General features: G+C 67.2%; 19 protein-coding genes. 15 read left to right on the plus strand and 4 right to left on the minus strand.

The features are described 5' to 3' along the window. Positions 1 to 103 precede the first annotated feature (103 nt). Genes dusB through purH form a run of 3 tightly spaced genes read left to right on the plus strand, consistent with a single transcriptional unit; the run spans position 104 to position 2,991 of the window. Positions 104 to 1,135 (plus strand): tRNA dihydrouridine synthase DusB, encoded by a 1,032-nt coding sequence (gene dusB / locus ACTIEY_RS13910; RefSeq protein WP_439519727.1) that lies wholly within the window; start codon positions 104 to 106, stop codon positions 1,133 to 1,135. Next, positions 1,132 to 1,368 (plus strand): helix-turn-helix domain-containing protein, encoded by a 237-nt coding sequence (locus tag ACTIEY_RS13915; protein WP_439519728.1) that lies wholly within the window; start codon positions 1,132 to 1,134, stop codon positions 1,366 to 1,368. The genes dusB and ACTIEY_RS13915 overlap by 4 nt, the downstream gene beginning before the upstream one ends. Positions 1,369 to 1,404: 36 nt before the next feature. Next, complete coding sequence (gene purH / locus ACTIEY_RS13920) at positions 1,405 to 2,991, plus strand: bifunctional phosphoribosylaminoimidazolecarboxamide formyltransferase/IMP cyclohydrolase (RefSeq protein WP_439519729.1); 1,587 nt, start codon at positions 1,405 to 1,407, stop codon at positions 2,989 to 2,991. A gap of 111 nt (positions 2,992 to 3,102) precedes the next feature. Here purH and hemL read toward each other — a convergent pair whose 3' ends face one another. Beyond that, the gene (gene hemL, locus ACTIEY_RS13925) at positions 3,103 to 4,404 is read right to left on the minus strand and encodes a glutamate-1-semialdehyde 2,1-aminomutase (protein WP_439519730.1); all 1,302 of its coding nucleotides are present in this window, start codon (positions 4,402 to 4,404) and stop codon (positions 3,103 to 3,105) included. A 7-nt stretch (positions 4,405 to 4,411) separates the two neighbouring features. Beyond that, the gene (gene thiD, locus ACTIEY_RS13930; protein ID WP_439519731.1) at positions 4,412 to 5,341 is read right to left on the minus strand and encodes a bifunctional hydroxymethylpyrimidine kinase/phosphomethylpyrimidine kinase; all 930 of its coding nucleotides are present in this window, start codon (positions 5,339 to 5,341) and stop codon (positions 4,412 to 4,414) included. A 154-nt stretch (positions 5,342 to 5,495) separates the two neighbouring features. On the opposite strand from thiD, the gene ACTIEY_RS13935 reads away from it, so the two are divergent. From ACTIEY_RS13935 to ACTIEY_RS13960, 6 genes are all read left to right on the plus strand, one after another. After that, positions 5,496 to 5,669: a rubredoxin gene (locus ACTIEY_RS13935; protein ID WP_439519732.1), complete on the plus strand. Its 174-nt coding sequence runs from the start codon at positions 5,496 to 5,498 to the stop codon at positions 5,667 to 5,669. A gap of 97 nt (positions 5,670 to 5,766) precedes the next feature. After that, positions 5,767 to 6,162 (plus strand): response regulator, encoded by a 396-nt coding sequence (locus tag ACTIEY_RS13940; protein WP_439519733.1) that lies wholly within the window; start codon positions 5,767 to 5,769, stop codon positions 6,160 to 6,162. A 13-nt stretch (positions 6,163 to 6,175) separates the two neighbouring features. Continuing rightward, positions 6,176 to 6,541 (plus strand): response regulator, encoded by a 366-nt coding sequence (locus ACTIEY_RS13945; RefSeq protein ID WP_439519734.1) that lies wholly within the window; start codon positions 6,176 to 6,178, stop codon positions 6,539 to 6,541. A gap of 29 nt (positions 6,542 to 6,570) precedes the next feature. Continuing rightward, complete coding sequence (locus ACTIEY_RS13950) at positions 6,571 to 7,116, plus strand: chemotaxis protein CheW (RefSeq protein WP_439519735.1); 546 nt, start codon at positions 6,571 to 6,573, stop codon at positions 7,114 to 7,116. A 62-nt stretch (positions 7,117 to 7,178) separates the two neighbouring features. Next, on the plus strand, positions 7,179 to 9,431 hold the full coding sequence (locus tag ACTIEY_RS13955) for a methyl-accepting chemotaxis protein (RefSeq protein ID WP_439519736.1): 2,253 nt from the start codon (positions 7,179 to 7,181) through the stop codon (positions 9,429 to 9,431). A 41-nt stretch (positions 9,432 to 9,472) separates the two neighbouring features. Next, complete coding sequence (locus ACTIEY_RS13960; protein WP_439519737.1) at positions 9,473 to 15,421, plus strand: Hpt domain-containing protein; 5,949 nt, start codon at positions 9,473 to 9,475, stop codon at positions 15,419 to 15,421. Between the two features lie 650 nt (positions 15,422 to 16,071). On the opposite strand, the gene ACTIEY_RS13965 is transcribed toward ACTIEY_RS13960, so the two are convergent. Next, on the minus strand, positions 16,072 to 17,556 hold the full coding sequence (locus ACTIEY_RS13965) for a cryptochrome/photolyase family protein (protein WP_439519738.1): 1,485 nt from the start codon (positions 17,554 to 17,556) through the stop codon (positions 16,072 to 16,074). Positions 17,557 to 17,615: 59 nt separating this feature from the next. Between ACTIEY_RS13965 and ACTIEY_RS13970 the strand changes: the two genes are divergently transcribed. From ACTIEY_RS13970 to ACTIEY_RS13995, 6 genes are all read left to right on the plus strand, one after another. Beyond that, a complete protein-coding gene (locus tag ACTIEY_RS13970; protein WP_439519739.1) occupies positions 17,616 to 18,203 on the plus strand; it encodes a YqgE/AlgH family protein in 588 nt (195 codons plus the stop codon). 119 nt (positions 18,204 to 18,322) lie between these two features. Continuing rightward, on the plus strand, positions 18,323 to 18,697 hold the full coding sequence (gene ruvX / locus ACTIEY_RS13975; RefSeq protein ID WP_439519740.1) for a Holliday junction resolvase RuvX: 375 nt from the start codon (positions 18,323 to 18,325) through the stop codon (positions 18,695 to 18,697). Continuing rightward, positions 18,694 to 19,215 carry a bifunctional pyr operon transcriptional regulator/uracil phosphoribosyltransferase PyrR gene (pyrR, locus tag ACTIEY_RS13980; protein WP_439519741.1) on the plus strand — a complete coding sequence of 174 codons (522 nt, stop codon included), beginning with the start codon at positions 18,694 to 18,696 and terminating at the stop codon, positions 19,213 to 19,215. The genes ruvX and pyrR overlap by 4 nt, the downstream gene beginning before the upstream one ends. 2 nt (positions 19,216 to 19,217) lie before the next feature. Then, complete coding sequence (locus ACTIEY_RS13985; protein WP_439519742.1) at positions 19,218 to 20,177, plus strand: aspartate carbamoyltransferase catalytic subunit; 960 nt, start codon at positions 19,218 to 19,220, stop codon at positions 20,175 to 20,177. A 4-nt stretch (positions 20,178 to 20,181) separates the two neighbouring features. After that, a complete protein-coding gene (locus ACTIEY_RS13990; protein WP_439519743.1) occupies positions 20,182 to 21,516 on the plus strand; it encodes a dihydroorotase in 1,335 nt (444 codons plus the stop codon). Beyond that, on the plus strand, positions 21,513 to 22,250 hold the full coding sequence (locus ACTIEY_RS13995; RefSeq protein WP_439519744.1) for a lysophospholipid acyltransferase family protein: 738 nt from the start codon (positions 21,513 to 21,515) through the stop codon (positions 22,248 to 22,250). Before ACTIEY_RS13990 ends, ACTIEY_RS13995 begins: the two co-directional genes overlap by 4 nt. Here ACTIEY_RS13995 and ACTIEY_RS14000 read toward each other — a convergent pair. After that, entirely contained in the window at positions 22,247 to 23,473 is a 1,227-nt protein-coding gene (locus ACTIEY_RS14000; protein ID WP_439519745.1) for a helix-turn-helix domain-containing protein, read from the minus strand. The two genes, ACTIEY_RS13995 and ACTIEY_RS14000, sit on opposite strands and share 4 nt — an antisense overlap. Positions 23,474 to 23,707: the final 234 nt, after the last annotated feature.

Raw genomic sequence — 23,707 nt, forward strand, 5'->3', positions numbered from 1 at the left:
TCGCCTGCTGAAAAAACAGGCAGATACAATCGCCTTCCTCTCGCACCCTGCCTGGGCAGGGCTCGCGGCCGTTCAACCGCTCGACGCCGATTCTCCCACCGCCATGCAACTCGGGGCCTTCACCCTGCCCAATGCCCTGTTTGTCGCACCGATGGCGGGCGTGACGGACCGGCCGTTCCGCAAGCTGTGCAAGCGGCTGGGCGCGGGCTACGCGGTGAGCGAGATGGTGACCTCGCGCCCCGATCTGCAGGACAGCCTCAAGACCTCCCGGCGCGCCAACCACGAAGGCGAGGCCGCGCCGATCGCGGTGCAGATCGCCGGCACCGACGCGCAGATGATGGCCGACGCGGCACGCTACAACATCGACCGCGGTGCACAGATCATCGACATCAACATGGGTTGCCCGGCCAAGAAGGTGTGCAACAAGTGGGCCGGCTCGGCGTTGATGCAGGACGAGGCGCTGGCGATCGAAATCGTCGAGGCGGTGGTGGCGGCCAGTGCGCCGCACGGCGTGCCGGTCACGCTCAAGATGCGCACCGGCTGGTGCGCAAGCGTGCGCAATGCGCCCACGCTCGCCCTGGCTGCCGAAGCCGCGGGCGTGCAGATGCTCACTGTGCACGGCCGTACCCGCGAACAGGGCTACAAGGGCCAGGCCGAGCACGACACCGTGGCCCACATCAAGAGCCGTGTGCGCATTCCGGTGGTGGCCAATGGCGACATCGATTCGCCCGAGCGCGCCCGCGAGGTGCTCAAGCGCACAGGCGCCGACGCCATCATGATCGGCCGCGCCGCGCAGGGGCGTCCCTGGATCTTCCGCGAGATCGCTCACTTCCTGGCCACGGGTCAGCACTTGCCGCCGCCTTCGCTGGCCGATGTGCGCGGCTGGCTGCTCGCCCACCTGCACGACCACTACGACCTGTACGGCGAATACACCGGCGTTCGCAGCGCGCGCAAGCACCTGGGCTGGTACGCGCAGTCGCTGCCCCTGCCGCCGGGCGCTGCCGCGCTGTTCCGCTCGCGCGTCAATGCCACGGCCACGGTGGAGGCGCAGCTGCGTTGCGTGAGCGACAGCCTCGACGAATGGTCCGCCGACACCACCAACATCCCGAGAGACAACTGGAAACTGGCCGCATGAAACACAGCAAACTGCACGACTGTGTGCGTGCCAGCATGGAAGATTTCTTCCGCGATCTCAACGGCACCGATCCGGACAACCTGCACGACATGCTGGTCAAGGCGGTGGAAAAGCCGCTGCTCGAGGTGGTGATGGAGCACGCACAGAACAACCAGTCGCGCGCCGCGCAGTGGCTCGGCCTGAACCGCAACACGCTGCGCAAGAAGCTGCTCGAACACAAGCTTCTCGACTGACCGTTCCGTTTTTCATAACTTCCTCTCCCTCCATTCATGCGCGCACTCATTTCCGTTTCCGACAAGACCGGCGTCGTCGAACTTGCCCAGGCCCTGCACGCGCTGGGCGTGTCGCTCATTTCCACCGGTGGCACGGCCAGGCTGCTGGCGCAAGAAGGCCTGCCCGTGACCGAGGTGGCCGAAGTCACCGGCTTTCCTGAAATGCTCGATGGCCGCGTGAAGACGCTGCATCCCAAGGTGCACGGCGGGCTCCTGGCGCGCCGCGACCTGCCCGAGCACATGGCCTCGCTCAAGACCCATGGCATCGATGCCATCGATCTGCTGGTCGTCAACCTCTACCCCTTCGAAGCCACCGTGGCCAAGGCCGACTGCACGCTGGACGACGCCATCGAGAACATCGACATCGGCGGCCCTGCCATGGTGCGCAGCGCCGCCAAGAACTGGAAGGACGTGGCGGTGCTCACGGATGCCGCGCAATATCCGGCGGTGATCGACGAACTCAAGGCCAGTGGCGGGCTGAGCCTCCAGACCCGCTTCGGGCTGTCGGTCGCTGCGTTCAACCGCATCAGCAACTACGACGCCGCCATCAGCGACTACCTCTCCAGCATCCAGTTTGACGAAGCCGCTGCCGTGCCCGCGCGCAGTGAGTTCGCCGGCCAGTCCAATGGCCGCTTCGTCAAGCTGCAGGACCTGCGCTACGGCGAGAACCCGCACCAGAGCGCCGCCTTCTACCGCGACCTGTATCCGGCGCCCGGATCGCTGGTGAGTGCGAAGCAGTTGCAGGGCAAGGAGCTCAGCTACAACAACATCGCCGACGCCGATGCCGCCTGGGAATGCGTCAAGAGCTTCGACGCACCGGCCTGCGTGATCGTCAAGCACGCCAACCCCTGCGGCGTGGCCGTGGGTCAGGACGCGGCCGAGGCCTATGCCAAGGCCTTCCAGACCGATCCCACCAGCGCCTTTGGCGGCATCATCGCGCTCAACCGCGTGCTCGACGGCGCCGGTGCCCAGGCCATCAGCAAGCAGTTCGTGGAAGTGCTCATGGCGCCCGGCTACACGCCCGAAGCGCTGGAGGTCTTCAAGGCAAAGGCCAACGTGCGGGTGTTGCAGATCGACCTGCCACCGGGCGGTGCCACTGCCTGGGAGCAGGGCCGCAATTCGCACGACGTCAAGCGCGTGGGCTCCGGGCTGCTGATCCAGTCCGCCGACAACCACGAGCTCGCGCGCGCCGACCTCAAGGTGGTGACGAAGCTGCAGCCCACCGAACAGCAGATCGAAGACCTGCTGTTCGCCTGGAAGGTGGCCAAGTACGTCAAATCGAACGCCATCGTGTTCTGCAAGGACGGCATGACCATGGGCGTCGGGGCGGGCCAGATGAGCCGCCTGGACTCCGCGCGCATCGCCAGCATCAAGGCTGGCCACGCCAACCTCTCGCTGCAAGGCACGGCGGTGGCCAGCGACGCCTTCTTCCCGTTCCGTGACGGGCTCGACGTGGTGGTCGACGCGGGGGCGAGCTGCGTGATCCAGCCCGGTGGATCCATGCGCGATCAGGAAGTGATCGACGCCGCAGACGAACGCGGCGTCGTCATGGTCTATTCAGGCGTCAGGCATTTCCGGCACTGAATCTGGAACACCCCCGCGCCGGCGCTTCGCGCCGTCACCCCCTCAAGGGGGCGCTGCCTGCGGCCCGGCGAAGCCGGATCCGCGGCAGCTCTCGAAAACTCCCCTTCTCGCTTACAGCGTCTTGAAGATGTCGCGTGCGGCGCTCACGGTGTCCGCAATGTCCTGGGCGGTGTGTGCGGCGCTCACGAAGCCGGCTTCGTACAGCGCGGGTGCGATGTACACGCCGCGGTCCAGCAGGCCGTGGAACAACGTGTTGAAGCGGGGGCCGTCGGTGGTCATCACCCTGGCGTAGTTCTGCGGCAGTTCGTCGAACAGGAAGAAGCCGAACATGCCACCCTCGCTGTCGCCACTCAGCGCCACGCCTTCGGCGGCCGCAGCGCCCTCGAGCCCATCGACCAGTGAGCGCGTGGTGGCGGACAGTGCTTCGAAGAAACCGGGCTTGCGGATTTCCTTCAGCGTGGCCAGGCCACACGCCGTGGCCACCGGGTTGCCCGACAGCGTGCCTGCCTGGTACACCCCGCCCAGGGGCGCGAGCTGTTCCATCACCGCGCGTTTCGCGCCAAAGGCCGCCAGCGGCATGCCGCCGCCAATCACCTTGCCCATCACGGTCATGTCGGGCTCGAAGCCGGGGATGAGTTTCGCGTACACGCTCTGCGCGCCGCCCAGGGCCACGCGGAAACCGGTCATGACTTCGTCAAAGGCCAGCAGCGCGCCGTGTTGCGTGCACAGTTCCCGGCAGCGCTTCATGAACGGCACCGACGCGCGCACGAAGTTCATGTTGCCGGCGATGGGTTCGATGATCAGGCAGGCCACCTCGGGGCCGTGCTCCGCGAAGGCCGCCTCGAGCTGAGCCACGTTGTTGTATTCAAGAACCAGGGTGTGCTGCACCACCTCGGGTGGCACGCCCGCGCTGGTGGGGTTGCCAAACGTCGCCAGGCCCGAGCCAGCCTTGACCAGCAGCGCGTCTGCGTGGCCGTGGTAGCAACCCTCGAACTTGATGATCTTCTTGCGCCCCGTCGCGCCGCGCGCCAGGCGGATCGCGCTCATGCCGGCCTCGGTGCCCGAGCTGACCAGCCGCACCATGTCGATGCTGGGCACCAGTTCGATGATCGCCTCGGCCAGTTCCACCTCGCGCTCGGTGGGTGCGCCGAAGGAGAACCCCTCGAGGGCCGCCTTCTGCACCGCTTCCACCACCGCCGGGTGGCCATGGCCCAGGATCATCGGGCCCCACGATCCGATGTAGTCGATGTAGCGCTGGCCATTCGCATCCCAGAAGTAGGCACCCTGCGCGCGCTGCACGAAACGCGGCGTGCCGCCCACCGCGCGAAACGCCCGCACGGGCGAGTTGACGCCACCGGGAATCAGCGCCTTGGCGCGGTCGAAGAGCTGCTGGTTGCGGTCGGTGGTGGTCATGCGAGGATCAATGTCTTGTGGTGTCGAGCGGGAAGTCGTCGGCGTCCAGGGCGCTGTCGGAAGCGGCCTCGTCTTCGGTGGCATCGTCGTCGTGCGCCCAGAACATGCGGTCCGGCACGGCGTGTCCCATGCCGGGCTGGAAGCCCGCGTCCAGGCACTGGTCGAGGTACGTCAGTGCCTCGGCACACGCGGCCTGCAGGTCGGTGCCGCCTGCGATGAGCGCGCACAGGGCCGCAGAGAGCGTGTCGCCAGCGCCGGTGAACGTGGCCTCGAAGCGCTCGTAGCGTGCCGTGGCCAGCACCGTCTCGGGCGTGGCGAGATGGCTCTCCAGGTATTGGTCGGCGGCGTTGAAGCCAGTCACCAGCGTGTAGGGCACGCCGTGCACGGCAGCAGCCCTGGCGACTTCACGTGGACTCGGCGCGCGGTCACCTTCCCACTCGGGCAGCAGCCATCGGCACAGCGTGCTGTGGTTGCCCACCAACACCGTGGTCTGCGGCAAGAGCAGTTCGGCGCAGGCATCGAGGTAGGTTTCGATGGCCACCTCGTCCCACCAGGAAAGGTCGGGCATGTAGGTGATCACCGGCACCTCTGAATAGTCGGTGGTGATCTCGGCAATGGCGCTGAGGTTCTCGGGGCTGCCGACGAATCCGACCTTGAAGGCCTGCACCGGCATGTCCTCCAGCGCGCATCGGGCCTGGTCGGCCACCGCTTCTTCATCGAAAGCGATGTGGTCGTGGATGTCGCTGGTGTCGCGCACATACGCGCCCGTGACGACCGGCAACACGTGGGCCGATGCGCTCGACATGGCGGTGATGTCGGCGCTGAGTCCGCCGGCACCGCTGGGGTCGCTCGCGTTGAAGACCATCACGCAGGGAAGGGAGGATTCGCCAGGTGCCTCGACCGCGGAAGAGGCAGCTTTGTCGGTTGTATCGGACATGAATATTGGGAAGGAATCAGGAGGCGCGACGCCCATCCGGGCAATGCGTCACACCGTGCGCCAAGTGGGATCGACAGCCGGGCGAAACGGCCCGTGGAGCGGTACATATGGCTCGATACAATGCTTGCATTCTAGAACAATGCCCCCTATAACCATGACCGAAACCAAGACTTGGATGTGCCTGATTTGTGGGTGGATTTACGACGAGGCAGCCGGTGCGCCGGAGCACGGCGTGGCACCCGGCACAGCCTGGGCCGAGGTACCGATGAACTGGACCTGTCCTGAGTGCGGTGCCCGCAAGGAAGATTTCGAAATGGTGCAGATCTGAGCTTCGATCGGCGCGCTTGATGGTCTTGTGACGGATGCGGTCGATGCATGTGACCCCTCCGTATTCCACCTGTCCCAAACTCTGGAGCCAGTGAACCGTGAGCACTACACCTGCCCTGAAAGTCCTGGTGGTTGACGACAGCAACACCATTCGCCGCAGCGCCGAGATTTTCCTCAAGCAGGGTGGACACGAAGTCCTGTTGGCCGACGATGGCTTCGATGCCCTGGCCAAGATCAACGACTACCAGCCCGACCTGGTGTTCTGCGACATCCTCATGCCGCGGCTCGATGGCTACCAGACCTGCGCCATCATCAAGCGCAACCTGCGATTTGCCAACATTCCCGTGGTCATGCTCTCGTCCAAGGACGGCGTGTTCGACAAGGCACGCGGCCGCATGGTCGGCTCGCAGGACTACCTCACCAAGCCTTTCACCAAGGACCAGTTGCTGCAGGCCGTGCAGCAATTCGGCGCCCAAAGCCTGAACGTTACCTAACCGGAGCACTGTGATGCCCATCCGCAAGATTCTCGTGGTTGACGATTCGAAGACCGAACTCATGGTGCTCTCTGACCTGCTGGGTAAAAACGGCTACACCGTGCGCACCGCTGAGAATGCGGACGAGGCCTTCCGTCGGCTAGGAGAGGAAAAGCCCGACTTGATCCTGATGGACGTCGTGATGCCCGGTCTGAATGGATTTCAGCTCACGCGTGCCATCACGCGGGACCCACAGTTTTCGAGCATTCCGATCGTCATGTGCACTAGCAAGAACCTGGAAACCGACCGTGTATGGGGCATGCGCCAGGGCGCGCGCGACTACGTCACGAAGCCGGTCAACGCGGAAGAGCTGCTGTCCAAGATCCGGGCGCTCGGCTGATTGCCGCACAGACCTGATTCACCCACAGCATGGCCAAACGTCAGTCCCTCAAGGAACTCCAGGAACGATTGGCCCAGCGTTTGACGGTCGCCAAGACCGAAGCCGTCACAGCCACCTGGCTGGCGGTGGAAGCCGAAGGGAAGCGCTACCTGCTCCCGCTCGTGCAGTCCGGTGAGATCTTTCCGTGGGCACCGGTTCATCGCGTGCCCTACACCAAGCCCTGGTACGCCGGTGTGGCCAGCCTGCGCGGCGGACTCCATGGCGTCATCGACCTGGCTCGCCTGGTGTCCGTGTCGGCCGAGGCGCCCGTCGCGGGTCCGGGCCAGGTCGAACGCGTGACCTCCGAGTCCCGCCTGGTCAGTCTTCACGCTGCGCTCGGCTTCAACGCGGTGATCTGGATCGATCGCCTGCTGGGCTTGCGAAACCCCTCCATGTTCAGTGCCGTTGGCGACGCACCCGCGAATTCGCCCGGCTATTTCACGCGCTCGCTGGTGGACCTCCAGGGCCAATCCTGGCAGGAGATCGATCTGCAGGCGCTGGTGACCGAACCCGAGTTTCTGGCGATCGCGGCCTGAGGGTCGGTCCGCCCGGCTCGCCTGGGTATTTTTCGTTTCGTTATCTGTTGGAAGGTGTTTACATGGCCATGCTTGATCGATTCCAGGGACTCTTCAAGAAGAAAGCCGGTGACGAACCCGATCTGTACCAGGCCACCGATCAGGAAGTGGCCGAGCTGGCTGCGGCGCGTCTGGCACCCGACCCCGCCAGCGATGCGCTCGCCGGCACGCCGATGGTGGACGATGAGGAAGACCTGGCCAACCAGGCGGGCCTGGTCTCGCTGCCGCTGCTGGGTCGCCGCACCGCAGAACAACACCAGCGATCGCTGGCTGTGTTGTTCACCTTTGCGCTCGTGGTGCTGGGTTCGGTGACGCTGTTTGCCCTGAGCCAGACGGACAAGGTCGGTAAGCAGGTGGCCGCGAGCGGTCAGGCCCTGATGCAGTCGCAGCGTCTGGCCAAGAGCGTGTCGCAGGCCATGATCGGCAGCGCATCCGCGTTTCCCGAAGTGCGCGACAGCTCGGACGTGATGGCGCGCACCGTGCGCGGTCTCAAGCAGGGCGACACCGAGCTCGATCTCGATGCCTTGAGCCCCGAGTACGCGGGCGAACTCGATGAACTGCTGCCCAAGGTCGACCAGGCCGAGCGCAATGCGTCGGCGGTGCTGGCGCAGCAGAACATCCTGACGCAGGTGGGTACCGCCCTGCGCACCATCAACCGCCAGTCTTCCGACTTGCTTGAGATTGCGGAAACCGTGTCCTCGCTCAAGCTGCAGCAGAACGCGCCAGCGGCCGAGATCTCTGCCTCCGGCCAGCTTGTGATGCTGACCCAGCGCATCGGCAAGTCGGCCAACGAATTCCTGACGATGGAAGGCGTGAGCCCCGAGGCCGTGTTCCTGCTGGGCAAGGACCTGAACACCTTCAAGGAAATCACCGAAGGCCTGCTGCGGGGCAGCGACGAACTGCGCCTGCGCGCCGCGTCCGATCCGCAGATTCGCGAACGCCTTGAAGCCCTCCTCAAGCTGTATGAGGAAACGCGCGTGGAAGCGGGCGCCATTCTGGGCAACCTGCAGGGTCTGGTGTCTGCGCGCGAAGCGCAGGCCAGCATCATCGGCGACAGCGAGCCACTGCGCCTGGGCCTGCAGAAGCTGCAGGGCGACCTCTCCCTGCGCTCCGGTCTGGGTGGTGGCGAGCTGATTGCGCTGGCGCTGTCGGCCGCGTTTGCGGTGTTGTGCGCCATCGGTTTTGCCGTCGTGCAGCTGCAGGACAGCCGCAAGCGGCAGATGAGCGCGGAATCGATGCGCCTGGCGGCCGAGTCGCAGGAGCAGGACGCCAAGCGCGTCAACGACGCCAACCAAGCGGCCATTCTGCGGCTGATGAACGAACTGCAGACGGTGGCCGAAGGCGACCTGACCCAGGAAGCCACCGTGACCGAGGACATCACCGGCGCCATCGCCGACTCGGTGAACTACACGGTGGAAGAACTGCGATCGCTGGTGGGCAACGTGCAGGCCACGGCCACGCGAGTGGCGCAGACCACGTCGGCGGTGGAGAGCACCTCCACCGAGCTGCTGGCGGCTTCCACCGAACAGCTGCGCGAGATTCGCGAGACCGGCCAGTCGGTGCTGGACATGGCGCAGCGCATCAACCAGGTGTCTGGCCAGGCCCAGGAATCTGCCACGGTGGCGCGTGCGTCGCTGCAGGCCGCCGAATCGGGCCTGCAGGCCGTGCAGGACGCCATCGGCGGTATGAACGCCATCCGCGACCAGATTCAGGAAACCTCCAAGCGCATCAAGCGCCTGGGCGAGTCCTCGCAGGAGATCGGTGAAATCACCGAACTGATTTCCGACATTACCGAACAGACGAACGTGCTGGCCCTGAACGCCGCCATCCAGGCCGCGTCTGCCGGTGAAGCCGGCCGCGGCTTCTCGGTGGTGGCGGAAGAGGTTCAGCGTCTGGCTGAACGCTCCGCCGATGCCACGCGTCAGATCTCGGCACTGGTGAAAGCCATTCAGACCGACACGCAGGATGCGGTGGCCGCCATGGAGCGCTCCACGCAGGGTGTGGTGGAAGGGGCCAAGCTGTCGGACAACGCAGGTACCGCGCTGTCCGAGATCGACCGCGTGTCGCGCCGCCTCGCTGACCTCATTGAACAGATCTCCAACGCCACGTCCCGCGAAGCCGATTCGGCCAACGAAGTGGCCGGCAACATCCAGCACATCTTCGCCGTGACCGAACAGACCGGCGAAGGCACGCGATCCACGGCCCAGCAGGTGCGTGAACTCTCGGCCATGGCCGAGGAACTGCGCCAGTCGGTGGCCCGATTCAAGATTGCCTGACTCCAGCCCGCTCCCAAGGCCCGCTTTTTTCCTGGATCACCATGTTCGACACCGCCACCGACACCGACAGCCAGCCGATGGACACGGTCGCCGACCTGGGTCCGCTGGCGTGGGTTTTCGATGAACTGCGCAAGTCGCTCGACGGCGCCAACAAGGCCATCAAGCGCTTCGTGCGCGAGACCGAGCAGTCGCGCCAGAACGACCTTGAGGCGGTAGACCCCGGTTCGCTGCGCGTCGCTCGCCAGCAACTGCACCAGGCCGTGGGTGCGCTGGAGATGGTGGGGCTGGGCGCGCCCGCGCAGGTGCTGCGGGCCATGGAGGCCGCGGTGCAGCGTTTCGTGCAGCGTCCGAACACCTGCACCGAGGAAGCCGCCGCCAAGGTCGAGCGCGCCAGCTTCGCGCTGGTCGAGTACCTGGAAGCGGTACTGAACAACAAACCCGTGCAGCCGGTGGCGCTGTTCGCCCAGTACCGGGAGGTGCAGGAACTCGCGGCCGCTGAGCGCGTGCACCCGGCCGACCTGTGGCCTTTCGAGCACCGGGGAGTGGAGGTCGGTGCGCCCGATGGCGTGGCACCCCTGCAGGTCAACCCGGCCATGCGGTCCTTGTTCGACCGCCTGGTGCTGCTGGTGGTGAAGACGCAGAGCCCGGCGGCCGCGCAGCAACTGGCCAAGCTCTGCGCTGGACTGTGCGCCGGCGCCGACGACGCGCGCGTGCGCACCTTCTGGCGCGTGTGCGCCGCCCATTTCGAATCCGTCGCGCAGCGCCTGCTGCCGGCCGACGTGTATGTCAAGCGCGCGGCCTCGCGCATCCTGCTGCAGTTCGCCAGCATCGCGCAGGGCAAGAACCAGATTTCCGAGACGCTGCTGCACGACCTGCTGTTCTTCTGTGCGCAGCCCAGCGGCGTGACGGCCGCCACCACGCCTCACCTGGCGGCGGTGCGTGAAGCCTTCGGCCTGGGCGGTGTCACGCCGGTGGATTACCACCAGGCCACGCTGGGCCGCTTCGACCCCGCCGTGCTGGCGCAGGCGCGCAAGCGCATCCACACCGCCAAGGAAGTGTGGTCCCTGTATTCGGGTGGCGACCAGAGCCGCGCACGCCAGGTGGCCGACCAGTTCGGCCTGATCGGCGATTCGCTGCTCAAGCTGCACCCGGCCAGCACCGTGCTGGCGCAGGCGCTGGTGAAGGCCGCCGACGCGGCCGTGCACGAGCCCGGTGGCGTTCGACCCGAGCTGGCCATGGAAGTGGCCACCACCACGCTGTACCTGGAAGCCGCGTTCGAGGACTTCGACCCCAGCGCGCCCGAGCTCACCGAGCGCACGCAGGCCCTGGCCGAGCGCCTCGAAGGCGTGCTCGCTGGCGAGCCCGCGCAGCCGCTGGACGGCTGGATGGAGCAGCTCTACCGCCGCGTGAGCGACCGCCAGACCATGGGCAGCGTGGTGGGCGAACTCAAGGTGTCGCTGGGCGAGGTGGAAAAATCGCTCGACCAGTTCTTCCGCACTCCGCAGGAGAAGGCGGGCCTGCACGTGGCGGTGTCCCAGCTGGGCCAGATGCGCGGCGTCCTTTCCGTGCTGGGGCTGGAACAGGCGGTGCACACCGTGGCACGCATGCGCACCACGGTCGACCAGATCCTCGACACCGAAGTGGACGAGGCCATGGCCCGCGAAGCCGGCACCTTCCAGCAGCTGGGCAACAACCTCAGCGCCCTGAGTTTCCTGGTCGACATGCTGAACTACCAGCCCGCGCTGGCCAAGAAGCTGTTCGTGTTCGACGATGAGAAGGGCGAACTGCTGCCGCTGATGGGCCGCACGGTGAACGCACAGACCATGCACCAGCCGGCACAGGCCGACGCCCGCGCCATCAGCGACGGCGTGCAGCGCGTGGTGGACAGCGTGCACGGCGGCGCCAGCCTCGTGGACCTCACGCAGCAGCTTGATTCGCTGGCCGACCAGGCTTCGCTGGCCGAACAATCCGGCGTGGCGCGGGCCGCGCGCGAAGCCGCTGAAGCGGTGGTCAATGACAACGCCGCTGCCGGCGCGCAGGCACTCGTGGGCTTGTCGGAAAGCTCCCACCTGGCACCGCTGGAGCCTGAAGCCACCGCCGCCGAGGACAACGACGAAGACGACCTGCTCGACATCTTCCTGGAAGAAGCCCGGGAAGTGGTGGGCAATGGCCTGGAGGCGGTGTCGCACCTGCAGGTGCAACCCGGCGACCTGGAACACCTCACCACGCTGCGGCGCGCCTTCCACACGCTCAAAGGCAGTTCACGCATGGTCGGGCTCGACGAGTTCGGCGAGGCCGCCTGGGCGATGGAGCAACTGCTCAACACCGTTCTGGCCGAACAGCGACCCGCCGGCCCGCCGCTGCTTACCCTGGCCGGCGAATCGATGACCCAGTTCGGGCGCTGGGTGAACGACATCTCCGCGCGCCAGGCCGACGCCTGGCGTTCGCAGCCTTTCCGCGCCAGCGCCGAGGCCTTGCGGGAACACGGCCAGTACCTGCCGCTGGCGGTCCCGGCCGCGAGCCGCACCGACGCGGTGCCCATGAGCGTGCCCGAACTGGTCGAGGTCGCCGAAGAAGCCACCGCAGAGCCCGACTTCAGTTTCGATCTGGACGCGCTGGCCGTGCCGGCCCCCGTGGAGGAGCCTGCTCCAGAGCCCGTATCCGAGCCCGAGCCCGAACACGATGCGTCACTGGACGAGTCGCTGGCGGTCGAGTTCGAACCCACCAACATCCAGTCCCTCGTCGAAGAGCCCGCACCCGCCGCCGGCGAAGCGACCCCTTCGATGCTGGCCGACATCGATTTCGACAGCCTGGCCGCGATGCCGAGCAGCACGCCTTCCGAGCCGACGCCCCAGGCGGATGCTGAAGCCGAACCGGTCTCCGCCTGGGCCGAGCCGGCGGACGAGACTGCGCCGGAGCCAGTGCCCGAGCCGATGCCCGAGCCGGTGGCCGACGTGCCGGTCGAATCGCCCGCGCCCATGGCAGAGGTCGAGGCCATGCCGGACGACCAGACGCGCGTCATCGGTTCGCTGCGCATTGGCCACAAGCTCTACAACGTCTACCTCAACGAGGCCGACGAGTGGTCGCGCCGCCTGAGCACCGTGCTGGCCGAATGGGCGCTGGAGCGTCACGAGCCCGTGCCCGAACAGGCGGAGGCACTGGCCCATTCGCTGGCCGGCAGCTCGTCCACCGTCGGGTTCGATTCGCTTTCCCGGATTGCCCGCGCGCTCGAGCACGCCCTGGAATCTGTGGCCATGCACCAGCAAGCCGGTCGGGCTGCCACCGCGGAGCAGGCGCAACTCTTCGAGCAGTCCGCCGACGACATCCGCCGCCTGCTGCACCAGTTCGCCGCCGGTTTCCTCAAGGAACCCAGCGCTGACCTGCTGGCCGCGCTGTACCGGGTGGTGCACGATCCCGAGCCCGAACAACAGGTCCAGCCCGAGGCGGATGCGGCGGTGCAGGCGCCGCTCGAGACACCGATGGCCGAGCCGGTCTCACCGGTGCTGGAGCTCACCGGGTTCGAAGTCAGCAGCCTGGGCGACCTCACGACCGGCTTCACGGCGCCGCACGCCGACCTCAGCCGGCCACAAGGCCCCGTGCAGGATATCGACGACGACATCGATGTGCTCGACACCATCGACGTCGACCTGTTCCCGATCTTTGCCGAAGAGGCGATGGAACTGCTGCCCCAGCTCGCTGGCGCCCTGCGCCAGTGGGTTTCGCGGCCCGACAACGCCAGCGCGCGCGCCGAGGTGCTGCGCAACCTGCACACGCTCAAGGGCAGTGCCCGCCTGGCCGGCGCGCTGCGCCTGGGTGAAATGGCGCACCGCATGGAAACCACGGCCGAACGCCTGGGCTCCGACGTGCAGCGCAGCAGCGATCTCGAGCCACTGCAGACCGCCTTTGACGCCATCAGCGCGCGCTTTGACCTGCTGCGCAACACCGACCCCCAGGCGCAGGACGTGGTGCAGACCGCGCCCGAGCAGGTGGCGAGCGTCACCCCGGCGGTGGTCGAGCCGATCTCCGCGCCGGACGTGGCGCCTGTGGGCGAAGCGCTGGTGCAGGTCGATACCGCAGCAGCACCGGCAGGCCTGGCCGGGCTCACGCTGCCACAAGCGCCGGTTCCGGTGCAGGCGCGCGCAGGTGCCGCCGTGCGCGTGCGACCCGAACTGCTGGACCGCCTGGTCAACCAGACCGGCGAGGTGATGATCACGCGCTCGCGCATGGAAGCCGAACTGGTCACCCTGCGCGGCTCGCTCAAGGACCTCACCGGCAACCTGGACCGCCTGCGCGGGCAGTTGCGCGACATCGAACTGCAGGCCGAGACGCAGATGCAGTCCCGCCTGGCCCAGGCGCGCGACGCCGACCAGTCGTTCGATCCGCTCGAATTCGACCGCTTCACGCGTGTGCAGGAACTCACCCGCATGATGGCCGAGTCCGTCAACGACGTGGCGACCGTGCAGCGCAACCTGCAGCGCGCGGTGGAATCCACCGAAGACAGCCTGGTGGCCCAGGCGCGCCAGACGCGCGAACTGCAGCGCGACCTGCTGCGCACGCGCATGGTGGAATTCGAAGGCATTTCCGAGCGCCTGTACCGCGTGGTGCGGCAGGCTTCCAAGGAAACCGGCAAGCAGGTGCGACTGGACATCACCGGCGGCAACATCGAAATGGACCGCGGCGTGCTCGACCGCATGACCGGCGCGTTCGAACACCTGCTTCGCAACAGCGTGGTGCATGGCATCGAACTGCCCGAAGCGCGGCAGACGGCGGGCAAGCCGGCCGAAGGCCAGATCGAGATCCGGCTGGCCCAGGAACTCAACGACGTGTCGGTGGTGTTCACCGACGACGGCGGTGGCCTGGACCTGGCGCGCCTGCGCGAAAAGGCCGAGACACAGGGCCTGGTGCCGGCCGGCAGCCAGCTCAGCGACGAAGAGGCCGCGCAACTGGTGTTCGAACCCGGCTTGAGCACAGCGCGCGAGGTGTCCGAACTCGCCGGCCGCGGCATCGGCATGGACGTGGTGCGCAGCGACGTGGTGGCGCTCGGTGGCCGCATCGAGACCGCCACGCAACGCGGGCAGGGCAGCAGCTTCAAGCTGGTGCTGCCGCTCACCACCGCCGTCACGCAGGTGGTGATGCTGCGGGCGGGCGCCCTCACGCTGGGCGTGCCGTCCAACTTGGTGGAGGTGGTGCGCCGCCTCAGCACCGACGACCTGAACAAGGCCTACGCCAGCGGCGCGCTGAACGTGGCCGGTGAAGACGTGCCGTTCTACTGGACGGGCGCGCTGCTGCAGTCGTCTGCCCATTCGCAGGAAGTGCACGGCCGCACACATCCGGTGGTGATCTTTCGAAGCGCGGCGCAGCGCGTGGCCATGCACGTGGACGAAGTGCTGGGCAACCAGGAAGTCGTGGTCAAGAACCTGGGCACGCAACTCTCGCGGCTGCCGGGCCTGGCGGGCATGTCGGTGCTGGCATCGGGTGCGGTGGCGCTGATCTACAACCCGGTGGCCCTGGCCACGGTGTATGGCAGCCAGGTGCCGGCCTGGGTGGCGAGCCACCAGCGCAGTGGTGCGCTGGTGTCGTCCGACGCCACGGCAACCGCCGAGATGGAGGTCAACGCCGTGCCGCTGGTGCTGGTGGTGGACGATTCCATCACCGTGCGCCGCGTCACGCAGCGTCTGCTGCAGCGCGAGGGCTACCGTGTCACGCTTGCGGCAGACGGCCTGCAGGCGCTTGAGAAGCTCCAGATGGAGCGGCCCACCGTGGTGCTGTCGGACATTGAAATGCCGCGCATGGACGGTTTCGACCTGGTGCGCAACATCCGCAGCGACGTGCGCCTGTCCGACCTGCCGGTGATCATGATCACCTCACGCATTGCCGAGAAGCACCGGGAGCACGCGCGCGAACTCGGCGTGGACCACTACCTGGGCAAGCCCTACTCGGAAGACGAGTTGCTGGCGCTGATCGGCCACTACGCCAAAGTGGCCGCTTGATTCAGGGCTGCGGGCCCGCTCCCGGGTTGGGCCCCTTGCGTTGGGGTGAGACTGAAGGCGGCCCTTGCAGCACGGTCTGGTAGTGCATGGCGCCGGCTCCTGCTGCCGCCGCAGGCGGGCCTTGAACGCCCGTCGTCGCGGGTGGTCCCTGGAACGGAAGTGCTCCAGGACCTCTGTCCGGCGAAGCGGGAGGACCTTCGAAGCGTGAAGTGGCCGGGCGTTCGCCGCGTGCGGTTTGTGGCCACGCCGGGTCACGGTGTACGGTGTCGAACTCTACAGCCGCAGCGGTTGGTGTTGGCTCAGGCCGCTCGCGCGTTGCGAAGAGGCGCGCCGCCGCACGCTGGAACAGGCTTGGTTTTCCTTCCTGCTGCTTCTGTTGCGTCTCCATCCTGCGGCGACGGGCGAGTCTCTGTTGTTCTTCATGTTCGGGTGGAGGACGACCAGAAGAATTCACAAACACAGATCTCTCTTCCATAGGCACAAGTGGGCGATCGGGATTTTTCTGATCGGGGCCGGGCATGGCAGTCTCCTGGTCAAGTGGGTGCATCGCTGCGGGAATTCCACTGTAGGAGTGCCGCGCCGTTGCCGCGCGTGCCTGTCACCAAACCGCATTCCTGGAGCCTGAACTGCCGTGGCTTTCGCCACGGACCTCACTTCAGTTCGCCGGGCTTCTTGACGACCGCGTAGCGCAGCAGCGTTCGCTCGCGGGCGAGCGCGTGGTCGACGATCGGCAGCGGGTATTGGTTGCCGAGTTCCACGCCTGCGGCGGCCAGTTCGATCTCGTTCGCCTTCCACGGCGCGTGGATGACGGCGTCGGGCAGGCCGGCGAGCTGGGGCAGGTAGCGCCGGATGAACTTGCCTTGCGGGTCGAACTTCTCGCTCTGCGTGACCGGGTTGAAGATGCGGAACCAGGGCTGGGCGTCGCAGCCGCTGGAGCTCGCCCATTGCCAGCCGCCGTTGTTGGCCGCGAGGTCGAAGTCGATCAGGTGTTCGGCGAAGTAGCGCTCGCCCCATTGCCAGTGAATGCCCAGGTCCTTCACCAGGAAGCTCGCCACCACCATGCGCAGCCGGTTGTGCATGTAGCCGGTCTGGTTGATCTGCGCCATGGCCGCGTCCACCAGCGGGTAGCCCGTGCGGCCCTCGCACCAGGCGGCAAACTGCTCCTTCGCGTGCTTGTCGCGTTCGAACTTGATGGCGTCGTACTCGGAGCGAAACGCCTTGTCCACCACATGCGGGAAGTTGGCCAGGATCTGGTGGTAGAAGTCGCGCCAGATGAGTTCGGACAGCCAGGTGCTGGCGCCGGCCATGCCCTGCAGGTGCATCTGGTAGGCCACCGACGCCAGGTACCGGACGGAGATGGTGCCAAAGCGCAGGTGCGCACTGAGGTAACTCGGCCCCTTCACGGCGGGAAAGTTGCGCGCCTCGTCGTAGCGGTCGATCCGCTCCACGAAATCCTCGAACAACTGCTGAGCGCCCGTCTCGCCCGTGGGCATGGGCAACTGCGACAGGTTGCTCGGCTGAAAGCCGATGTCGGCCAGGCGCGGCACGGGCGCGGTGTGCGACGTGGGCACCGGTGCGAGGGACCTGGTGTAGGTGGCCACCGGGTAGGCCTGGAGCTGGAAGGGCGTGATCGCCTTGAGCCAGGCGTTCTTGTAGGGCGTGAACACGCCATACGCCTGGCCGGCCTGCGTGAGCACCTCGCGCCGCTCGAAGATGACATGGTCCTTGTGGCTGTGCAGCAGGATGCCGGCGTGCGCCAGATCACCGAAAACCCGCGCATCGCGCGCGAGTGCGGCCGGTTCGTCGTCGTGGTTGGCGAACACCGCCTGCACACCGAGTTGCTGGGCCAGCGCCGGAATGGCTTCGGTGGCCCGCGCATGCAGCACGATCAGCCCGGTTCCGCGCACGCCGTGGGCGCGGCCCATCTCGCGCAGGCGTTCGTCGAGTTCCACCAGCGACTCGCGGATGAACTCCACCCGACGGTCGGCGCGCGGCAGCTCGTCGAGGATGTCGGTGTCGAACACGAACACGCACCAGGTCCGCCGGCATTGCTTGAGCGCGTGGTAGAGCGCGGCGTTGTCCTGCGTGCGCAGATCGCGGCGAAACCACATCAGGCCCTTGTCGTAATGGTTCATGGTCGAGTGTTGATCCCGCCTTGCGGCGCCCTGCAGAGTGGGCGGCTTAAAATCCCGCCATGTCCGCTGATTCTGCCTCCATCAATCTGACCAATCATTTCCTGATTGCGATGCCCAGCCTCAGCGACGAGCTTTTCGGCCGCAGCGTGGTGTTCATGTGCGAGCACAGCGAACGCGGCGCACTGGGGCTCGTGATCAACAAGCCCAGCGACATTCTCCTGCCCCGCCTGTTCGAGAAGGTGGACCTGCCCATGGGCCGCGACGACCTGGCTTCGCTGCCCGTGTTCCAGGGGGGTCCGGTCCAGACCGAGCGGGGTTTTGTGCTGCACGAGGCGGTCTCGGGCGAGGGCGAATCGGTCTATGCCTCCACGTTGTCCATTCCGGGTGGGCTGGAGATGACGACCTCCAAGGACGTGCTCGAGGCCATGGCGTCGGGCGCTGGTCCGCGCCGGGTGTTCGTGTCGCTGGGCTATGCCTCGTGGGGGCAGGGTCAGCTCGAATCGGAAATCACCGAGAACAGCTGGCTCACCGTGGAAGCCGACCCGAGCCTGATCTTCGATGCGCCGGTGGCCGAGCGCTACGAACGCGCCATGGGGTTGCTGGGGCTGCAACCGTGGATGCTGTCTCCCGACGCGGGGCATGCATAGGCATGGTGCCCCCACGCTCCGCCGCTGCGCGGGTCGCTGCCCCCCAAGGGGGCTCGGCCCGCCTTGGGAGCGGCCCGGCGGCGGGCCCCGTTTATGTCGACGTCCCGGCGCATTGCCAGATGTTCCTTGCATTCGACTTCGGTCTCAAACGAATCGGCGTGGCCACCGGCAACCGCCTCACCCGCAGCGCCACACCGCAGCCCACCATCGCCGCTGAAGGCGATGCCCGCTTCGAGCAGATCGCGCTGCGCCTGAAAGAGTGGCAGCCCGATGCACTGGTGTTCGGCGTGCCGTACCACCCGGATGGTGCGGCGCACGAGAACACCGCCCGCGCGCTGAAGTTCGCCCGTCAGTTGCGGGGCCGCCACGGTCTGCTGGTGTTCGAGGTGGACGAGCGCTACAGCACCACCGAAGCCCACAGCCTGGGCGCCAGGGACGCCGATGCGGCGTCCGCCTGCATCATCCTGGAACAGTTCCTGAGGAGCCTGCCTTGACACCGTCGCAGTCCCACCTGCCCGATGCCGAAACGCTGTACAGCGAACTGCTGGCGGCCGTGAAGTCATTGATGGGCGCGCCACCGGCGTCGACTGTGCTGGCGGGCATCACCTCCGGCGGTGCATGGCTGGCCGAGCGCCTGCAGCGCGACCTGGGGCTGCCGGGCCCTGCCGGCGTGATCTCGTCGAGCATGCACCGCGACGACTTCGCGCAGCGCGGCCTGGCCTCCAGCGCACAGACCGTGCTGCCCTTCGACGTGAACGGCGCGCACGTGCTGCTGGTGGACGACGTGCTCTACACCGGCCGCACGCTGCGCGCGGTGATCAACGAACTCTTCGACTACGGCCGCCCGGCCAGCGTGCGCCTGGCGGTGCTGGTGGACCGGGGCGGGCGCGAGCTGCCGATCGAGGCCACCGTGTGCGCTGCGCGCATCGACGTGCCGCCAGGGCAGTCGCTCGAACTCGCGCGCGACGACGGGGGTCGATTGAGCTTCGTGCTGGAAAACAAGGAAGCCTGAACGTGACGCAACGCAACCCCCAGCTCAACAAGAACGGCGAACTGGTTCACCTGCTCTCCACCGAGGGCCTCTCGCGAGAGATCCTCACGCAGATCCTGGACACGGCGGCCAACTTCGTGAGCGTGAGCAACCGTGAAGTGAAGAAGGTGCCGCTGCTGCGCGGAAAAAGCGTGTTCAACCTGTTCTTCGAGAACAGCACCCGCACCCGGACCACCTTCGAGATCGCCGCCACGCGCCTCTCCGCCGACGTGATCAACCTCGACATCGCGCGCAGCTCCACCGCCAAGGGCGAGTCGCTGCTCGACACCATCGCCAACCTCAGCGCCATGGCCGCCGACATCTTCGTGGTGCGCCACAGCGAGTCGGGCGCGCCCTACCTGATCGCGCAGCATGTGGCGCCGCACGTGCACGTGATCAACGCTGGCGATGGGCGGCACGCGCACCCCACGCAGGGGCTGCTGGACATGTACACGATCCGCCACTACAAGCAGGACTTCACCAGGCTGTCGGTGGCCATCGTGGGCGACGTGCTGCATTCGCGCGTGGCGCGCTCCGACATCCATGCCCTGACCACGCTGGGCTGCCCCGACGTGCGCGTGGTTGGCCCGCGCACGCTGGTGCCGAGCGATCTGTCGCAGATGGGGGTGCGTGTGTGCCACACACTGGAAGAGGGCATCAAGGGCTGCGACGTGGTGATCACGCTGCGGCTGCAGAACGAGCGCATGAGCGGCGCACTGCTGCCCTCCAGCCAGGAGTACTTCAAAAGCTTCGGCCTCACCCCGGAGCGCCTTCGCTGGGCCAGGCCCGACGCCATCGTCATGCATCCGGGGCCGATCAATCGCGGCGTCGAAATCGATTCGGCCGTGGTGGACGGGCCGCAGAGCGTGATCCTGCCGCAGGTCACTTACGGCATCGCGGTGCGCATGGCGGTGATGGGAATAGTCGCTGGCAACGAGGCATGACAAGATGAAGATCCTGATCCAGAACGGCCGTGTCATGGACCCGGCCACCGGCCGCGACGAGATGGCCGATGTGGCGATCGCCGCCGGCCGCATCATTGCCATCGGCAACGTGGCGCCCGACTTCCACGCCAACCGCACCATCGACGCCACGGGCTGCGTGGTGGCCCCCGGCCTGGTGGACCTGGCGGTGCGGCTGCGCGAGCCGGGCCAGGAACACGCCGGCATGCTCGAGAGCGAGATGGCCGCGGCCGTGGCCGGCGGCGTGACTTCGCTGGTCTGTCCGCCCGACACCGACCCCGTGCTCGACGAGCCCGGCCTGGTGGACATGCTCAAGTTCCGTGCCGAGAAACTGCACCTGGCGCGCGTGTTCCCGCTGGGTGCGCTCACGCGCGGCCTGCAGGGCGAAGTGCTCACCGAAATGGCCGAGCTGACCGAATCCGGCTGCATCGGCTTTGGCCAAGCCGAGGTGCCGATCGTCAACGTGCAGGTGCTGCAGCGTGCGCTGCAGTACGCCGCCACCTTCGGCTACACGGTGTGGCTGCGTCCGCAGGATTTCTGGCTGGGCAAGGGCGTGGCCGCCAGCGGTCCGCTGGCCACGCGCCTGGGCCTGGCCGGTATTCCGGTGGCGGCCGAAACGATTGCGCTGCACACCCTGTTCGAACTCATGCGCGGCGTGCAGGGCAAGACGCCCGGCAGCCCCAACGCGCGCGTGCACCTGTGCCGCATCAGCAGCGCCGCCGGCCTCGCGCTGGTGCGCCAGGCCAAGGCCGAAGGCCTGCCCGTGACCTGCGACGTGAGCGTGCACAACCTTCACCTGACCGACGTGGACATCGGGTTCTACGACAGCCGCCTGCGACTGCAACCCCCGGTGCGCCAGCAGCGCGACCGCGATGCGCTGCGCGCGGGCCTCGCCGAAGGCACCATCGACGCCCTCGTGTCCGACCACAACCCGGTGGACAGCGACGCCAAGACGCTTCCCTTCGCCGAGGCCGACCCCGGTGCCACGGCGGTGGAGCTGCTGCTCGGGCTGGCATGTACGTGGGCGCAGCAGGACGGGCTGGGTTTGATGCAGGCGCTGACCGTGGTCACCAGCGGCCCGCAGGCGGTGCTGGGTGCCAGCCTGGGCACGCTGGAGGCCAGCGTGGGGCGACTGGCGGTGGGCGGCGTGGCCGACGTCTGCATCTTCGACACCCACAGTCCCTGGACGGTGAGCCCGGCAGCGCTGCGCAGCCAGGGCAAGCACACGCCCTTCGGTGGCCACGAGCTGCCGGTGTCGGTGCGCGCCACGCTGGTGGGCGGTCAGGTCGCACATCAGGCCGAAGGGGTTGCGCCCCTGTGAAAGCGCTGCGCGCGCTCTGGCGCGTGTTGCGCGCCACAGGCCACGTGGTGCGCGGGCTTTGGATCATCCGCACCGAGTTCGGTCGCCTCACGCCGCCGCAGATCGAGTTGCTGGTGCGCGAATGGTCCCGCCAGATGCTGCGCATCATGGGCGTGGAACTGGTGGTGCGCGGCGATCCGCCCACCAGCGGCCCGCTGCTCCTCGTGGCCAACCACATGTCCTGGCTCGACATCCTGGTCATGAACGCCGGGCAGCCCGCCCGGTTTGTCTCCAAGTCGGACGCGAAACACTGGCCGCTGCTGGGCTCGCTCATCACCGGCGCCGGCACGCTCTACATTGAACGCGGCAACCGCCGCGATGCCATGCGCATGGTCCACCACATGGCCGAGCGACTGCGCGAGCGCGACATCCTCGCCATCTTTCCCGAAGGCACGACGGGCGATGGGCGTGCCCTGCTGCCCTTTCACGCCAACCTGTTCCAGGCCGCCATCTCGGCCAATGCGCCCGTGTTGCCCGTGGCGCTGCGCTTCGTCGACAGCCGCACCGGCGGCCCGCACGACGCGCCCGTGTTCGTGGGCGACACCACCTTGCTGGCCTCGATCTGGTCAACACTGTGCGCCGATGGCGTGAGGGTGGTGGTGCGCTATGGCGAAGCGCAGATGCCGCAAGGGAGGGACCGCCGCACCTGGGCGCGCGACATGCAGGACGAGGTGGCGCGCCTGCTGGCCTCCTAGTTCGCGCCGCTTTCCGCCCCACGGCCCTTCTGCAGCCGGCGGTACAGCATGCCGCGTGAAACACCCAGGGCGCGCGCCGCTTTGGCGATGTTGCCCCCGCATTGCGACAAGGTGGTCTCGATCAGGCGCTGGCTGTGGTCCACCAGAGTGGAGCGAGGCAGCGTGGTGTCCGGCTCAGCGGCCGGCATGGCCGCCTGCAGTTGCGGCTGGGTACCTGCGGGAATCTCTGGCCTGGAGACCGCCACCGCGTGCTTGAAGTCGGCGCCATCGCGTGCCGTCAACTGCCCCTTGATCCACACACCCAGTCCGTGCGGAAGGTGCAGGGTCTGAAGGGAAGTCTGCCGGGGCAGGCCGAGCAGCCAGCCCAGCGTGGTGCCGAACACGTCTTCCACCATGGGCTGGCCCTGCAGGGAACACCCGGTAAGGCGTCGGGCCACCGCGTTGAGCCACAGCACGCGCCCGCCGGCGTCGATGCCGGCCAGCGCTTCGAGCGGGGTGTCCAGCAGCGTTGGGCTGGCCTGGAAGTGCAGCACGAGGTGTTCGACCGACTGCAGCTGGAGCAGGCGGTTCTCGATCGTGGTGGCGTACAGCCCCACCACAGAGGCGGCGTCGAAGTGGAACGGGCCGCCCTCCACGGAAATGTCGAGTACGCCGGCGAGCTGGCCGTGGATGTCGTGGATGGGCGCCGCCGCGCAATGCAGGCCTTGCAGGCACTGGAAAAAGTGCTCGGCACCGGCCACCGTGCAGGCCTCGCCGCTGCGCACCACGATGCCTGGTGCGGTGGTTCCGATGTGCGTTTCCGCGATGTTCACGCCCACGCGGGACGCGGTCTTGAGCAACGGCTGTCCCGTGGCCGGCGCGAGTTCGGTGGCGTGGATGATCACTCCGTGAGCGTCGGTCAGCAGCACACGGCAGTCGGTCCCGCTGAGAGCGGCCTCCATGTGGTTGAGCTCGTGGTTGCCGGCCTGCATGAGCTGGCGGTTGCGGTTCAGCGTGGCATGCGCGCGGCTGCGCGTGACCTGTTCGAAACTCACGCGCTCCCTGGGGTCCTGGTGGGCCTTGCAACAGCGCAGCCACGACTGGATGACCGCCTCGCCCACCAGACCCGAAGGGCGCGCGCCTTCGTCGAAGAACTGCTGTCGCGCCAGCGCCGTGCGCTGCTCTGCGGTGTTGAAGAAAAGCTGGTGTGGCGCGTGCTGGCGTCCCGTCGATGTCTGGGGCATGGCGGTTTCCTCGCGGGGCTTTCGTTGTCTCCACGCGCAGTATCCGGCCCATCGAAACCGTCACACATGCGGGAAAGCCCTTGGCCTCCTCGGCAGGTGTTCCACGCCGGAACACATTCGCTTAGGGGAAATCCCGAAGGTGAAACGGCGGCGCCAGAAGGTGACGATCTGGCTGCCCTGCGCTGGGTTGCAGGGCACCCCACGCCAGGCCCGTTGCCATCGGGCCGCACCAGG

It is taken from the genome of Hydrogenophaga sp. (assembly GCF_051858985.1).
Lineage (GTDB): Bacteria > Pseudomonadota > Gammaproteobacteria > Burkholderiales > Burkholderiaceae_C > Hydrogenophaga.